Source organism: Citrobacter sp. W9 (genome assembly GCF_026719375.1).
Taxonomy (GTDB): Bacteria; Pseudomonadota; Gammaproteobacteria; order Enterobacterales; family Enterobacteriaceae; genus Citrobacter; species Citrobacter werkmanii.
In genome coordinates, this window is sequence record NZ_JAPPTE010000006.1 from 181,633 (window position 1) to 197,544 (window position 15,912).

The window sequence follows — 15,912 nt, forward strand, 5'->3', positions numbered from 1 at the left end:
AGTTACAATAGCCCTGGCTGATGGCCTTTCACAACCTTGCGCGCGGAATCCGACACGCAAAATTGAGAAAAAAGATTACTGACGTACCAGTCGGCCCGTAGCTGGCGTGAAATCGGTATTGGTGCGCCATGGGTTAATGTCCAGACCGCCACGCCGCGTGTAGCGCGCGTAGACGCTCAGTTTCTCCGGCTGGCAGAAGCGCAGAATGTCATTGAAAATACGCTCCACGCACTGCTCGTGAAATTCATTATGGTGGCGGAAGGAGACCAGATAACGCAGCAGCTTCTCCCGGTCGATTTTGCGTCCGCGATACTGAATTTGTATGGAGCCCCAGTCGGGCTGGTGGGTGATCAGACAGTTGGATTTCAGCAGATGGCTGACCAGCGTCTCTTCCACCGCTTTTTCGCCGCTCACGGCATTTTCCAGATATTCAGTGCTGAACTGGTAGTTATCAATGACGATATCCTGATTATCGATACAGGTGCCGTTAAAGTGGGCGATCGGTTGTCCTTCCAGTTCGTCAAGGCGGTATAGCGCCACGCTGACATCGCCCTGAGCGCAGGCGCGCAGATCGTTTTCCAGCGTCTGGCGTACCGCCTCCCAGGAGTCAAAACGCGTCTGGTTAAAACTGTTCAGGTACAGCTTAAAGCTTTTCGATTCAATCAGATTTACGCTGGTGTAATCCAGCTCCACATGACCGACCGCAACCTGCGGTAAGCCGTTAGCATTCAGCCATGACAGTTCATACAGCGTCCAGATGTCGGCACCGTGGAAAGGCAAATTATCGGCCTTTAAATCCAGCGGGTCGCGGTTGAGGCTGCGCGGAACGCCCTGCAACAAACTGGCATCGTAATTGTCCCGGTAATCCGTTGATTTACCGAGAGTCAGGCCGTCAAGCGCCCGATGATTTTCATAAGAAGACATGTTTCACCGTCATAAACCAGATACACTATGCGACAAGTGTATCCTGGCTTTTGTGAAGAGAGAAATCAGTGGACGAATTGACAGCGCAGGCGTTGACAGCCTTTACGACGCGTTATTGCGACGCGTGGCATGACAAAAACAACAGCTGGCCGCTCAGCGAAGAGCTGTATGGCGTACCTTCACCATGCATCATTTCTTCCACTAACGATGCGGTTTACTGGCAACCTCAGCCTTTTGTCGGTGAAAAAAACGTCAATGCGGTTGAACGTGCCTTTGACATTGTGATACAACCTGCCGTTCATGCTTTTTACACCGCCCAGTTTGCCGGGGATATGCACGCGCAGTTTGCGAATGAAAAGCTGACGTTGCTGCAAACCTGGAGTGAGGATGACTTCAGGCGCGTCCAGGAAAACCTGATTGGTCACTTGGTTACGCAAAAGCGACTCAAGCTCTCGCCTACGCTTTTTATTGCCACGCAGGACAACGAACTTGATGTCATCTCGGTGTGCAATCTGTCCGGTGAAGTGTGCAAAGAAACGCTGGGAACCCGTCAACGAACGGTGCTGGCGGCCTCGCTTGCGGAATTCCTCACTCAACTTAAGCCAGTTCTGTAATCCAGTTTGCCCTCAATCGTGTGAGATATCTCTTACAAACCCTGTAGGACATTGCCAGGTAATAAGTGAAGACTTAATGAATTGAAAAACTAATAATTACTTATAATTCAATTTGTTAATATTTTATTGTCAACTTTCATATGAAAATTATCTTAAGGGTATGTCTGTAGGTATCTTGTAAGACAAAGCGAAACAGGCGATTCTATATATGTCGACAAGGAGTCGCACAACGAAGTGAACATCAGGATGATGGCTCTTCGGCAGGACACACCAGGATGGTGTTGCAAGGACAGGCTTCAGGATGAAGCAAAGAGGAAAGCGCGGGATGCGTTAAAGGACACCTCCAGGATGGAGAATGAGAGCCGGTCAGGATGTTCGGCGGGTCAGGATGGCCAGGACGCTTCAGGATGAAGTTTTCACATCGGGGTGGTGTGAGCAGGATGCAAAAGTTCAGGATGAACAAGGTCGCAAGACCACAGGAAAAGTTGTCACGGATGAGCAGGGAGCACCAAAAGTAGCTGGAATGCTGCGAAACGAACCGGGAGCACTGTTTTTACAGTGCTCCCTTTTTTTATTTCCTTTTCACTAATGCTATTCTTCGCGCCAGATTTTTCATCATTGAGGTTAATTTCATGACGACTCATGACCGTGTGCGCCAGCAGTTACACGCGCTTGAAGCGCTACTGCGTGAACATCATCACTGGCGGATGGACGAGCCAGCAGAGCATCTGTTTGCCAGCACGCAGCCTTTTTGTATGGATACCATGGAGCCGGTCGAATGGCTGCAGTGGGTGTTGATTCCCCGTATGCATACGCTGCTTGATAATGCGCAGCCGTTGCCGCAGGCTTTTGCCATCGCACCGTATTACGAAATGGCGCTGACGGCCGATCACCCGCAACGCGACATTCTCCTGACGGCATTGCAGGAACTGGATGCGCTATTTACAAGTGATAACGCCTGATGCTGGAGATCCTCTATCAGGACGAATGGCTGGTTGCGGTCAATAAACCTTCTGGTTGGCTGGTTCACCGCAGTTGGCTCGACCGCGATGAGAAAGTGGTGGTGATGCAAACGGTGCGCGACCAGATTGGTCAGCACGTGTTTACCGCCCACCGGCTCGACAGACCGACCTCCGGCGTGCTGCTGATGGGGCTGTCCAGCGAAGCCGGGCGGTTGCTGTCTCAGCAGTTTGAACATCATCAAATGCAGAAACGCTATCATGCGATTGTGCGTGGCTGGCTGATGGACGACGCCGTGCTGGATTACCCGCTGGTGGAAGAGCGGGATAAGATAGCCGATAAATTTGCCCGCGAGGATAAAGAGCCGCAGCCTGCGGTCACCCATTATCGCGGTCTGGCGACGGTTGAAATGCCGGTGGCGACCGGGCGCTATCCCACCACCCGTTACGGGCTGGTGGAACTGGAGCCTCAGACCGGTCGTAAGCACCAGCTCAGACGCCATTTGGCTCACTTGCGCCATCCGATTATTGGCGACAGCAAGCATGGTGATTTACGGCAAAACCGCAGCGCCGCAGAGCATTTCGGCTGTCAGCGCTTGATGCTGCATGCCAGCCAGCTTGAGTTGACTCATCCTTTCACTGGCGAGCCGTTGGTTATTCGCGCCGGGCTGGATGAGGTCTGGATGCAGGCGCTGTTACAGTTTGGCTGGCGCGGACTTCTCCCGGAGAATGAAAGGGTTGAGTTCAGCGGGCTGTCAGGTCAGGATGAACAGATAGATTCTTAAGTCCCTGGAGATAAAGGTTATGGCGGAAATTGGAATTTTTGTCGGCACGATGTATGGAAACGCGCTGCTGGTTGCCGAAGAGGCCGAGGCGATTTTAACTGCGCAGGGCCATAAAGCCACGGTATTTGAAGACCCGGAGCTTACCGACTGGCAGGCATATCAGGATAAATATGCATTGGTGGTAACCTCAACGACTGGGCAGGGCGATCTGCCGGATAGCATCGTACCGCTGTTTCAGGGAATCAAAGATAGTCTTGGTTTCCAGCCGAATCTGCGTTATGGCGTCATTGCGCTTGGCGACAGCAGCTACGTTAATTTTTGCAATGGCGGCAAGCAGTTCGATGCGCTGTTACAGGAACAAAGCGCGCAGCGTGTAGGTGAAATGCTGCTGATTGATGCCAGCGAGCATCCTGAACCGGAAAGCGAATCTAATCCCTGGGTAGAAAACTGGGGCACCTTGCTTAAATAATCCCTCGCCCGCACGGGCATACAACCCTCATTAGAAAACCGTAGGCCGGGTCAGGCGAAGCCGACACCCGGCAATAAAACCCCAATTACGTGAACTAACTTCCATTGCTTTGGGCTTATGCCCCAAACAACTTCTCACTGCCTCCCTAATGTTGTGTTCATGCACGGTGAGGGGAAGTGGCACTCCTTCATATACTTTTCCCGTCAGTTCCCGGAATGGCAGCGAGTCAGAATAAAACGGCCCTGAGCTGTACCAAAACTGCCACACACTAACCTCTCATTCTGATCACCCTACAGGTGCTGTACAGAATGAACTGGCGCAAGCCAGGATTCAGGAGTGCAACAATGAGTTCATTAAGTCAGGCGGCGAGCAGCGCGGAAAAACGCACTAACGCTCGCTACTGGATAGTGGTGATGCTGTTTATCGTCACATCCTTCAACTACGGCGATCGCGCCACCTTATCCATTGCCGGTTCGGAGATGGCCAAAGACATTGGCCTGGATGCGGTAGGCATGGGGTATGTATTCTCCGCTTTCTCATGGGCGTATGTCATCGGCCAGATCCCCGGCGGCTGGCTGCTCGATCGCTTCGGCTCCAAACGTGTTTATTTCTGGTCCATTTTTATCTGGTCCATGTTTACCCTGCTGCAGGGCTTCGTCGATATCTTTAGCGGCTTCGGTATTATCGTCGCGCTGTTTACCCTGCGCTTCCTCGTAGGGTTAGCCGAAGCCCCCTCTTTCCCCGGCAACAGTCGTATTGTGGCGGCGTGGTTCCCGGCGCAGGAAAGGGGCACGGCGGTCGCTATCTTTAACTCGGCGCAATACTTTGCCACCGTTATCTTCGCGCCAATCATGGGTTGGCTGACTCATGAAGTGGGTTGGTCACACGTGTTCTTCTTTATGGGCGGTCTCGGAATTGTTATCAGCTTTATCTGGTTGAAGGTGATTCATGAACCGAACCAGCATCCGGGCGTAAACCAAAAAGAGCTGGAGTACATTGCCGAAGGCGGGGCGCTGATCAATATGGATCAGGCGGCAGCCAAAGCTAAAGTACCGTTCAGCGTGAAGTGGGGGCAGATCAAACAACTGCTGGGTTCGCGAATGATGATCGGTATTTATATTGGCCAATACTGCATTAATGCGCTGACCTACTTCTTTATCACCTGGTTCCCGGTTTATCTGGTGCAGGCGCGCGGTATGTCCATTCTGAAAGCCGGCTTTGTTGCCTCGGTCCCGGCCATTTGCGGATTTGCGGGCGGCGTGCTCGGCGGCATTATTTCCGACTGGCTGATGCGCCGTACCGGTTCGCTGAATATCGCGCGTAAAACGCCAATCGTCATGGGGATGCTGTTATCGATGGTGATGGTGTTCTGTAACTACGTCAACGTCGAGTGGATGATCATCGGCTTTATGGCGCTGGCCTTCTTCGGCAAAGGCATCGGCGCGTTGGGATGGGCGGTGATGGCCGATACCGCGCCAAAAGAGATCAGCGGTCTGAGCGGCGGCCTGTTCAATATGTTTGGCAACATTTCCGGCATCGTCACGCCAATTGCCATTGGCTACATTGTGGGCACTACCGGCTCGTTTAACGGCGCGTTGATTTACGTAGGGGTACATGCGCTGATTGCTGTCGTCAGTTATCTGGTGCTGGTGGGGGATATTAAACGTATCGAATTGAAACCTGTCGCAGGACAATGACGATGACAACACAATCGAGTCCCGTTATTACCGATATGAAGGTCATCCCGGTGGCCGGGCATGACAGCATGCTGCTCAATATTGGCGGTGCGCATAACGCATATTTTACCCGCAATATCGTGGTGCTCACCGATAACGCCGGCAATACCGGGGTTGGTGAAGCGCCGGGCGGTGAAGTGATTTATCAGACGCTGGTGGATGCAATCCCACAGGTGTTGGGACAGGAAGTCGCGCGTCTGAATAAAGTGGTTCAGCAGGTGCATAAAGGCAACCAGGCCGCTGACTTTGACACTTTCGGCAAAGGCGCCTGGACCTTTGAACTGCGGGTTAATGCGGTGGCCGCGCTTGAAGCCGCATTGCTCGATCTGCTGGGCAAGGCGCTGAACGTTCCGGTTTGTGAACTGTTAGGGCTAGGCAAGCAGCGCGATGCGGTCACTGTGCTCGGCTATCTGTTCTATGTCGGCGATCGCAGCAAAACCGATCTGCCGTATCTGGAGAGCACGCCGGGCCACCATGAGTGGTATCACTTGCGTCACCAGCAAGCGATGAACAGTGAAGCGGTGGTGCGCCTGGCAGAGGCTTCGCAAGATCGCTACGGCTTTAAAGATTTCAAACTCAAGGGGGGCGTACTGCCCGGCGAGCAAGAAATCGACACCGCTCGTGCGCTGAAAAAACGCTTCCCGGAGGCGCGTATTACGGTTGATCCCAACGGGGCCTGGCTGCTGGATGAAGCCATTTCCCTGTGTAAAGGGCTGAACGATGTTCTGACTTATGCTGAAGATCCGTGCGGTGCCGAACAGGGTTTTTCAGGCCGCGAAGTGATGGCCGAGTTCCGCCGTGCGACCGGTCTGCCGGTGGCGACCAATATGATCGCCACCAACTGGCGTGAAATGGGGCATGCGGTGATGCTGAATTCAGTAGATATTCCGCTGGCCGATCCGCACTTCTGGACCCTTTCCGGCGCGGTGCGCGTGGCACAGTTATGCGATGACTGGGGCCTGACCTGGGGCTGCCATTCCAACAACCATTTTGATATTTCGTTGGCGATGTTTACCCACGTTGGCGCCGCGGCACCGGGCAACCCGACGGCTATCGACACCCACTGGATCTGGCAGGAGGGCGATTGCCGTCTGACCAAAAATCCGCTGGAGATTAAAAACGGAAAAATTGCGGTACCCGATGCGCCCGGTCTGGGCGTGGAGCTGGACTGGGAGCAGATACAGAAAGCCCATGAGGCCTATAAGGCGCTGCCCGGCGGCGCGCGTAATGACGCAGGCCCGATGCAGTACCTGATTCCCGGATGGACTTTTGACCGTAAACGTCCCGTTTTCGGCCGCCACTAATTTTGAATAAGGATTTAAATATGAGCGCACAATTTACTACCCCCGTCGTGACCTCTATGCAGGTGATCCCGGTTGCGGGCCATGACAGCATGCTGATGAACCTGAGCGGTGCTCATGCCCCGTTCTTTACACGTAATATTGTGATTATTAAAGATAACTCTGGCCATACCGGGGTAGGGGAAATTCCTGGCGGCGAAAAAATTCGTCAGACCCTGGAAGATGCCATTCCGCTGGTGGTGGGTAAAACGCTGGGTGAGTACAAAAACGTACTGAACGCGGTACGTAATACGTTTGCCGATCGTGATGCCGGTGGCCGTGGTTTGCAGACTTTCGATTTACGTACCACTATTCATGTGGTTACCGGGATCGAAGCGGCGATGTTGGATCTGTTAGGTCAGCATCTGGGCGTCAACGTCGCATCTCTGCTGGGCGATGGTCAGCAACGTAGCGAAGTCGAAATGCTTGGCTATCTGTTCTTCGTTGGTAACCGTAAAGCGACGCCGCTGCCGTATCAAAGCCAACCGGATGAAAAATGCGACTGGTATCGCCTGCGTCATGAAGAGGCGATGACCCCGGACGCGGTAGTGCGTCTGGCGGAAGCAGCGTATGAGAAATATGGTTTCAACGACTTCAAACTGAAAGGCGGCGTACTGGCCGGGGAAGAAGAAGCGGAATCTATTGTGGCGCTGGCGAAACGCTTTCCACAGGCGCGCGTCACGCTCGATCCCAACGGCGCATGGTCGCTGAATGAAGCGATTAAAATTGGTAAGTACCTGAAAGGATCGCTGGCTTATGCGGAAGATCCGTGCGGCGCAGAGCAGGGCTTCTCCGGTCGTGAAGTGATGGCGGAATTCCGTCGAGCTACCGGGCTGCCGACGGCGACCAATATGATCGCTACCGACTGGCGTCAGATGGGGCATACCCTGTCGTTGCAGTCCGTGGATATCCCGCTGGCGGATCCGCACTTCTGGACGATGCAGGGTTCTGTTCGCGTGGCGCAGATGTGCCATGAGTTCGGGCTGACCTGGGGCTCGCACTCTAACAACCACTTTGATATTTCGCTGGCGATGTTTACTCATGTCGCGGCGGCGGCGCCTGGGAAAATTACCGCTATCGATACCCATTGGATCTGGCAGGAAGGTAACCAGCGACTGACCAAAGAACCTTTTGCAATCAAGGGTGGTATGGTGCAGGTTCCGGCGAAACCGGGCCTGGGCGTGGAGCTGGATATGGATCAGGTGATGAAAGCGCATGAGCTGTATCAGCAACATGGACTGGGTGCACGTGATGATGCGATGGGAATGCAGTATCTGATCCCGAACTGGACATTTGATAATAAGCGCCCGTGCATGGTACGCTAAGCGAACTGGGACCGCTCCCATAAATGGAGCGGTTTTCCTCCTGGTGTATGCTTAACACAGTCAACATGCGTAAGGATGCTTTATGAAAATAGTGATCGCACCGGATTCCTATAAGGAAAGTTTGAGTGCGCTTGAAGTCGCAACGGCGATTGAACTGGGATTCCGTGAGATCTGGCCTGAGGCGGATTACGTGAAAATCCCGGTCGCAGATGGCGGTGAGGGAACGGTCGAAGCGATGGTTGCCGCTACGCAAGGCCACCTTGTGCATGTTGATGTTACCGGCCCTTTGGGCAATACAATTCAGGCTTTTTATGGTTTATCCGGCGATGAGCGCTCGGCGTTTATTGAAATGGCAGCCGCCAGCGGGCTGGAGCAGGTTCCTGCTAATTTACGCGATCCGCTGAAAACGACCTCCTGGGGAACCGGGGAGCTAATTCGTCATGCGCTGGATGCGGGCGTGGAGCATATCATCATTGGGATTGGCGGTAGCGCCACCAATGATGGCGGTGCTGGTATGGTGCAGGCGCTGGGCGCAAGGTTGCTGGATGCGCAAGATGAAGATATTGCTCATGGCGCGATGGGCCTGGAATCGCTCACCCGGATTGATATCTCGCAGTTAGACCCGCGTCTTGCCGGATGTCGTATCGAAGTGGCCTGCGACGTCACTAACCCGTTGACCGGTAAAGAAGGAGCCTCAGTGGTCTTTGGCCCACAAAAGGGGGCGACGGCGGAGATGATTCCGCGTCTTGATCGGGCGCTTACGCACTATGCGCAACTGATCGCGCGCGATCTGGATGTCAATGTGCTGGAGCTGGCCGGCGGTGGCGCTGCTGGCGGTATGGGGGCGGCGCTGTATGCGTTTTGCGGTGCACAGCTACGCCGCGGTATTGAGATCGTGACGGATGCGTTACGCCTGGATGCCTGCGTTGCGGATGCAGACTTAGTGGTGACAGGTGAAGGGCGTATCGACAGCCAGACTATTCACGGTAAGGTTCCGGTTGGCGTAGCGAAGATCGCAAAGCGTTACAACAAACCGGTGATCGGCATTGCCGGTAGCCTGACGGCGGATGTCGGTGTTGTGCACCAGCATGGGCTGGATGCGGTTTTCAGCGTCATCTATACCATTTGTTCGCTGGATGAGGCGCTGAAGAATGCGAATGAGAACGTACGCATGACCGCGCGCAACGTGGCTGCGACGCTGAAAGCGGGGCAACAGTTACGCTGAGTTACAGGCCGGATAAGGCGGTCACACCGCCATCCGGCGAATATCAGCCCAACAACTTCTTCGCTTCGCGGGCAACGTTGTCCATTTCATCCAGCAGCTCTAAAAACTCAGGCTCCAGCTCTTCTTCTTTGGTCCCACTACGTAATTGTTGCTCAATGAGCTGGCACAGGTTTTTCATGCGCGGGACGCCGCTATAGCCGCAACTACCGTGCAACTTATGAATCATATCCACCAGCCCTTCAGGGTTTTCGCCTACCAGTTGTTCTTCAATTTTGTTGCGCACCTCGGGTAGAAAATCGAGCAGCATTTGCAGCATATCCCGCGCCAGATCGTTTTTCCCCGCGGCTTGTCTTAATGCCAGTTGCCAGTCGAGCGTGGTATTCGGATTGACGACCGGCTCCGGAGGTTCAACTGCGAGCGCCCTAAGCGATGTGGCCGCGCCGGGTTTGTAGCGTAACAGGAGATTGTGCAGCTTATCTTCTTCGATAGGCTTCGCCAGGTAATCATTCATCCCGGCGCTGAGCAGCTTCTCTTTTTGCCCGGCCATCGCATGCGCGGTGACCGCAATAACTGGCGTCTGTTGTTGATGAGGCAACTGGTGGATCAGTTCGCAGGCGCGAATACCGTCCATGTCGGGCATCTGAATATCCATCAGGATCAGATCAAACGGCATCTGTTTGGCGCGATCCACCGCCTGGTGCCCGCTGTCGCAGAGTACGACGTGCTGTACCTTATCTTCCAGCAGTGCGCCAATCAGCTTGAGGTTCGCCGGGTTGTCGTCCACCGCCATAACGGTCATGGCGATTTTGCTTTCATCTGGCAATGGCTGATCCGCGCTGTAGTTCAACTGGCAATACTCTGTCAGCGCAGGCAGCAGTCGGGTTGAGGTGAGAGGCTTCAGCAGACACGCCGCCGCGCCGCCTTGTTTCAATTTCTCGGCGTTAATCTGTGCGTGACAGGGCAGGGCTAATAACAGGAAATCGGTCATCGCCGCTGCGCTTGCCAGCCGCTCATGTTGCATGGTGAGCGGTTCGCGCAACGTGATCGGAATGCCAATCAGCAGAATATCGTAGTGATCCTTCGGCAGCCCGGAGAATGAAGGGCTGTAAATCACCTCCAGCGGCGTTTCACTTAATATATCTAACGTGCATTGCGCGGCAGTAGCGTTAGGTTCGACATAAGCCAGTCGTTTACCAGCAAGGCACCGGGTTGTCGAGCGATCGATGAGAACGTTAGGGTTGAGATCGAGACTAATATGGAACCAGAAGGTGGATCCGCGGTTCGGCTGGCTATGGAAGGAGATATCCCCGCCCATTTCGTTGACCAGTTTTTGCGTAATGACCAGACCCAGTCCGGTACCGCCGTGGCGGCGGGAAATACTGGCGTCCGCCTGACGGAAGGCCTGGAACAGGCGTGACTGATCGCGCTCAGGGATACCGATGCCGGTATCACGGATTTGCACTTCAATTTGCACTTTCGTGTTACTGAGGGCGCGTTTCTCGACCAGAATGTCGATATTACCGCCTTCGGTAAATTTGATGGCATTGCCGACCAGATTGGTAATGACCTGCTGTAAGCGCAGCGGGTCGCCGATGACGTTGTCCGGCACATCATTCTTAATATTCAGCGTCAGCTCAAGCCCTTTATCATGGGACGAGTGCGCTAACAGCGTGACGACGTCATCCAGCGTGCTGCGTAGCGGGAACGGAATGCTTTCCAGAATGAGCTTGCCCGCTTCCAGTTTGGAGAAATCGAGAACATCATTGATGATGGCCAGCAGATTGTTGGCCGATCGCTCAATCGTATTCAGGTGATCGCGTTGCGTGGTGTTAAGCTCGGTTTTCAGCGTCAGGCGCGTAAAGCCAATCACGCCATTCAGCGGGGTGCGTAGCTCGTGCGACATGTTAGCCAGAAACTCAGACTTAATTCGGGCCGCCTCCTGGGCGCGTTTTTTCGCCAGATCCAGTTCGACGTTCTGAATTTCCATCTGCTCCAGGGTTTCACGCAGGTCGGAAGTCGCCTGATCGATATTGTGCTGCATCTCTTCATGGTAGGCTGCAAGAGACATCGCCATCGAGTTGATACCGTTTTTGAGCATATCCAGCTCGCCCAGCATGAAACCTTCCACACGGCTGTCGAGCTGCCCTCTACGTATACGGTCAACGGTATTCACCATGTTGCGAATCGGGCCGGTTACGTCGCGCATCAGACGCCAGCCGAAAATTAACGCAATACCAATACAAAACAGCATCATTACGCTGGAGATAAAGATCTCTTTATATTGCTGCAGTCGAACCGACTTGAGGTCCAGTTCAAGCGCTACATACCCCAGCATATTTTGCGTATTTTTGGCGTCGCTTATGGCAGATTCATCCGGCGAATAGCTTTCCGATATAATTGGCGTTCGCAGGATCATGATATCCCCGAGCCGGGTGACGCTCAGCTTACGGGGAAACGGTGAACCGGTCGCCAGCTGCATTTCAGACGGATCGAGATGAAAATTGGAGGTGACAAACAGCCGGTTGTTCTCGTCATAGACAGAAATTGCCCGCACGATATCGGAATGGCGGCGATGCAGCACGCTGATGAGCTGGCCGATGGATTCCCTGTTTTGCAGGTTCATGCCATATTCGCTGGAGACCGCCAGTGGCTCTATGATACTGGCGCCGGCATCTTCCAGTTGACGCTGCAAGTCGTTATAGCGATGCACAACAAAAAAGATACTGAGCAGCAAACCAATCAGGACGGTCGGGGCCAGGATCAGAATCATCATGCGTGCGCGCAGGCTGTAGTTGGTCATGGAGTTCCGTTATGGGACAATTAGGGTCACACTGTTAAATAGAGAAATATCTCGTCGATGGCGCAATTCTACTCTGCAAAACGACGCGTGACGACGCGTCAGATCATAACCGTTACCGTCAATGACCTCGATCCTTTTGGTCAGGGTGTCGCTCGCCATAACGGAAAGGCGTTGTTTATACCGGAATTGCTACCCCAGGAAAGCGCAGAGGTGGTGATTACCGAAGATAAAAAACAGTTCGCCCGCGCGCAAGTAAAACGACGTTTAAACGACAGTCCACAACGTGAAGTGCCACGTTGCCCGCATTTTGGCGTCTGTGGCGGTTGCCAGCAGCAGCACGCCAGCATCCCGTTGCAGCAGCGTAGCAAAAGCGCGGCGTTAGCGCGTTTAATGAAATGTGAAGTGTCGGATGTTATCGCTGATACCCCGTGGGGCTATCGTCGTCGCGCACGTTTGAGCCTGAACTATCGGCCAAAAGAACAAAAATTGCAGATGGGTTTTCGCAAATCCGGTTCCAGCGACATTATTGATGTCAAACAATGCCCTATTCTGGTGCCCCAACTTGAAGCGCTGTTGTCCCACATCAGGGCGTGTCTGGAGAGTTTGCAAGGGTTACGTCATCTCGGTCATGTTGAGCTGGTGCAGGCAGGGAGCGGCGCGTTGATGATTTTGCGCCATACGGCGCCATTAAGTGCTGCGGATAAAGAAAAACTGGAATGCTTTTCGCATTCTCAGGGGCTGTCTTTGTTTCTGGCCCCGCAAAGCGAGATACTGGAATCAGTATCAGAAGAATCGCCCTGGTATGACTCAAATGGACTACGGTTAAGCTTCAGCCCGCGTGATTTTATTCAGGTCAATGCAGGGGTAAACCAAAAAATGGTCGCCTGTGCGCTGGAATGGCTGGATGTGCGACCTGAAGATCGCGTGCTCGATCTGTTCTGCGGTATGGGGAATTTTACTCTGCCGCTGGCTGTGCGGGCAGCAAGCGTGGTGGGGGTTGAAGGAGTACCGGCGCTGGTCGAAAAAGCCCGGGAAAACGCGCTGAATAACGGATTACACAACGTGACATTCTTTCATGAAAACCTTGAGGAGGATGTTACCCAGCAGCCGTGGGCGAAAAACGGATTCGACAAAGTATTGCTCGATCCTGCGCGTGCGGGGGCTGCCGGTGTGATGCAACATATTATAAAATTAAGCCCTGGTCGCGTTGTTTATGTATCCTGTAACCCAGCAACGCTGGCTCGTGACAGCGACGCTTTGCTCAACGCGGGATATGCCATACGGCGACTGGCAATGCTCGATATGTTCCCGCACACTGGACACCTGGAATCGATGGTCCTGTTTGAGCGTTTGTAATGAAATTTGTACCCATTGGATTTCGGGTTGTAATGCAGCATGAAAGACAATGGGTATGGCTTGTCGACTTCGACAGGCCAGGCCCCTAAAGGAGAGGACAATGGTTGCGGTAAGAAGTGCACATATAAATAAAGCTGGTGAGTTTGATCCCAAGAAATGGATCGCGAGTCTGGGAATCTCCAGCCAGCAGTCGTGTGAACGCTTAGCCGAAACCTGGGCGTACTGCCAGCAGCAAACACAGGGACATCCTGATGCGGATTTGCTGCTATGGCGTGGCGTGGAGATGGTAGAAATACTCTCTATGTTGAGCATGGATATCGACACGCTGCGTGCGGCAATGCTGTTTCCTCTGGCGGATGCCAACGTGGTCAGTGAGGACATCCTGCGCGAAAGCGTGGGTAAATCCATTGTGCATCTTATCCATGGCGTGCGCGATATGGCGGCGATACGCCAGCTGAAAGCCACGCATACCGATTCAGTCTCTTCCGAGCAGGTCGATAACGTCCGCCGTATGCTGCTGGCAATGGTGGATGATTTCCGCTGCGTGGTCATCAAGCTGGCGGAGAGGATCGCGCATCTGCGTGAAGTGAAAGACGCACCGGAAGATGAACGCGTTCTGGCGGCAAAAGAGTGCACCAATATCTATGCGCCGCTGGCCAACCGTTTGGGCATCGGACAATTAAAATGGGAGCTGGAAGATTACTGCTTCCGCTACCTGCACCCGGCCGAATACAAACGCATTGCTAAGCTGCTGCACGAGCGTCGCATCGATCGCGAACACTATATTGAAGAGTTCGTTGGTCATCTGCGCTCAGAAATGAAAACGGAAGGCGTCAAAGCCGAAGTGTACGGGCGTCCGAAGCATATCTACAGCATCTGGCGTAAAATGCAGAAAAAGCAGTTAGCCTTCGATGAACTGTTCGATGTGCGCGCGGTGCGCATCGTGGCGGAGCGTCTACAGGACTGCTATGCCGCGCTCGGGATAGTACATACTCACTATCGCCATCTGCCGGATGAGTTCGATGATTACGTCGCTAATCCGAAACCCAACGGCTACCAGTCGATCCATACGGTTGTGTTGGGGCCGGGTGGAAAAACCATTGAAATCCAGATCCGCACTAAACAGATGCATGAAGATGCCGAACTGGGCGTGGCGGCGCACTGGAAGTACAAAGAAGGGACTGCGTCAGGCGCGGCGCGTTCTGGGCATGAAGACCGCATTGCGTGGCTGCGTAAGCTGATCGCCTGGCAGGAAGAGATGGCGGATTCCGGCGAAATGCTGGATGAAGTGCGCAGCCAGGTCTTCGATGACCGGGTTTACGTCTTTACGCCAAAAGGTGACGTTGTTGACTTACCTGCAGGCTCCACGCCGCTGGACTTTGCTTACCACATTCACAGTGATGTAGGGCATCGTTGCATTGGCGCGAAAATTGGTGGGCGTATCGTACCGTTTACCTACCAGTTACAGATGGGCGATCAAATTGAAATTATCACCCAGAAACAGCCAAACCCAAGCCGTGACTGGTTGAACCCTAACCTTGGCTATGTGACCACCAGCCGTGGTCGCTCGAAGATCCACGCCTGGTTCCGTAAACAGGATCGTGACAAAAACATCCTTGCGGGCCGCCAGATCCTCGACGATGAGCTTGCGCACCTGGGCATTAGCCTGAAAGAGGCGGAAAAACATCTGCTGCCGCGCTACAGCTTCAATGAACTGGATGAACTGCTGGCGGCGATTGGCGGAGGAGACATCCGTCTCAACCAGATGGTGAACTTCCTGCAGGCGCAGTTTAATAAGCCCAGCGCTGCCGAGCAGGATGCAGCCGCGCTGAAACAGCTTCAGCAGAAAACCCAGGCGCCGCAGAGTCGCCGTAAAGACGATGGTCGCGTCGTGGTGGAAGGGGTCGGTAACCTGATGCACCACATCGCGCGCTGCTGCCAGCCGATTCCTGGCGATGAAATCGTTGGGTTTATCACCCAGGGGCGCGGTATTTCCGTGCACCGGGCCGATTGCGAACAGTTGGCAGAGCTGCGTTCACACGCGCCGGAGCGGATTGTTGATGCGGTTTGGGGCGAAAGCTACTCGGCGGGATATTCGCTGGTGGTTCGCGTACAGGCCAACGATCGCAGCGGTTTATTGCGTGATATCACCACCATTCTTGCCAACGAGAAAGTGAACGTGCTGGGGGTTGCCAGCCGGAGCGATACCAAACAACAGTTGGCCACCATCGATATGACCATCGAAATCTATAACCTGCAGGTGCTCGGACGCGTGCTTGGCAAGCTGAACCAGGTGCCGGATGTGATCGACGCACGGCGGTTGCACGGTAATTAATTATTTTGTAGGCCGGATAATCTTGTAGGCCTGATAAAACGCGT

The 15,912-nt window shown here is 53.9% G+C and carries 13 protein-coding genes; 11 read left to right on the forward strand and 2 right to left on the reverse strand.

Annotated features, from left to right (window positions below; genetic code table 11):
* Positions 1 to 75: 75 nt before the first annotated feature.
* Entirely contained in the window at positions 76 to 924 is an 849-nt protein-coding gene (gene queF, locus OOJ59_RS11735) for an NADPH-dependent 7-cyano-7-deazaguanine reductase QueF (RefSeq protein WP_038633229.1), read from the reverse strand.
* 68 nt (positions 925 to 992) lie between these two features.
* Here queF and syd point away from each other — a divergent pair, with 68 nt between their 5' ends.
* The 9 genes from syd to OOJ59_RS11780 all read left to right on the forward strand — a co-directional run bounded on the left by syd (position 993) and on the right by OOJ59_RS11780 (position 9,377).
* Entirely contained in the window at positions 993 to 1,538 is a 546-nt protein-coding gene (gene syd, locus OOJ59_RS11740; RefSeq protein ID WP_085048812.1) for a SecY-interacting protein, read from the forward strand.
* Between the two features lie 355 nt (positions 1,539 to 1,893).
* A complete protein-coding gene (locus tag OOJ59_RS11745) occupies positions 1,894 to 2,127 on the forward strand; it encodes a hypothetical protein (protein ID WP_085048813.1) in 234 nt (77 codons plus the stop codon).
* Between the two features lie 43 nt (positions 2,128 to 2,170).
* Entirely contained in the window at positions 2,171 to 2,500 is a 330-nt protein-coding gene (locus tag OOJ59_RS11750) for a YqcC family protein (protein WP_038633225.1), read from the forward strand.
* Positions 2,500 to 3,282, forward strand: coding sequence for a tRNA pseudouridine(65) synthase TruC (gene truC, locus OOJ59_RS11755; protein ID WP_160955742.1), 783 nt, complete (start codon positions 2,500 to 2,502; stop codon positions 3,280 to 3,282). The genes OOJ59_RS11750 and truC overlap by 1 nt, the downstream gene beginning before the upstream one ends.
* A gap of 19 nt (positions 3,283 to 3,301) precedes the next feature.
* Positions 3,302 to 3,751, forward strand: a complete 450-nt coding sequence (locus OOJ59_RS11760) for a flavodoxin (RefSeq protein WP_038633219.1) — start codon at positions 3,302 to 3,304, stop codon at positions 3,749 to 3,751.
* Between the two features lie 344 nt (positions 3,752 to 4,095).
* Positions 4,096 to 5,448: a galactarate/glucarate/glycerate transporter GudP gene (gene gudP, locus OOJ59_RS11765; RefSeq protein ID WP_061382367.1), complete on the forward strand. Its 1,353-nt coding sequence runs from the start codon at positions 4,096 to 4,098 to the stop codon at positions 5,446 to 5,448.
* 2 nt (positions 5,449 to 5,450) lie between these two features.
* A complete protein-coding gene (locus OOJ59_RS11770; RefSeq protein WP_160955743.1) occupies positions 5,451 to 6,791 on the forward strand; it encodes an enolase C-terminal domain-like protein in 1,341 nt (446 codons plus the stop codon).
* 20 nt (positions 6,792 to 6,811) lie between these two features.
* Entirely contained in the window at positions 6,812 to 8,152 is a 1,341-nt protein-coding gene (gene gudD / locus OOJ59_RS11775; RefSeq protein ID WP_042310713.1) for a glucarate dehydratase, read from the forward strand.
* Positions 8,153 to 8,234: 82 nt separating this feature from the next.
* On the forward strand, positions 8,235 to 9,377 hold the full coding sequence (locus tag OOJ59_RS11780; RefSeq protein WP_160955744.1) for a glycerate kinase: 1,143 nt from the start codon (positions 8,235 to 8,237) through the stop codon (positions 9,375 to 9,377).
* Between the two features lie 43 nt (positions 9,378 to 9,420).
* On the opposite strand, the gene barA is transcribed toward OOJ59_RS11780, so the two are convergent.
* Positions 9,421 to 12,177 (reverse strand): two-component sensor histidine kinase BarA, encoded by a 2,757-nt coding sequence (gene barA / locus OOJ59_RS11785; protein ID WP_085048817.1) that lies wholly within the window; start codon positions 12,175 to 12,177, stop codon positions 9,421 to 9,423.
* Between the two features lie 57 nt (positions 12,178 to 12,234).
* Between barA and rlmD the strand changes: the two genes are divergently transcribed.
* A complete protein-coding gene (rlmD, locus tag OOJ59_RS11790; RefSeq protein WP_160955745.1) occupies positions 12,235 to 13,533 on the forward strand; it encodes a 23S rRNA (uracil(1939)-C(5))-methyltransferase RlmD in 1,299 nt (432 codons plus the stop codon).
* A 100-nt stretch (positions 13,534 to 13,633) separates the two neighbouring features.
* Complete coding sequence (relA, locus tag OOJ59_RS11795; RefSeq protein ID WP_042310708.1) at positions 13,634 to 15,868, forward strand: GTP diphosphokinase; 2,235 nt, start codon at positions 13,634 to 13,636, stop codon at positions 15,866 to 15,868.
* Positions 15,869 to 15,912: the final 44 nt, after the last annotated feature.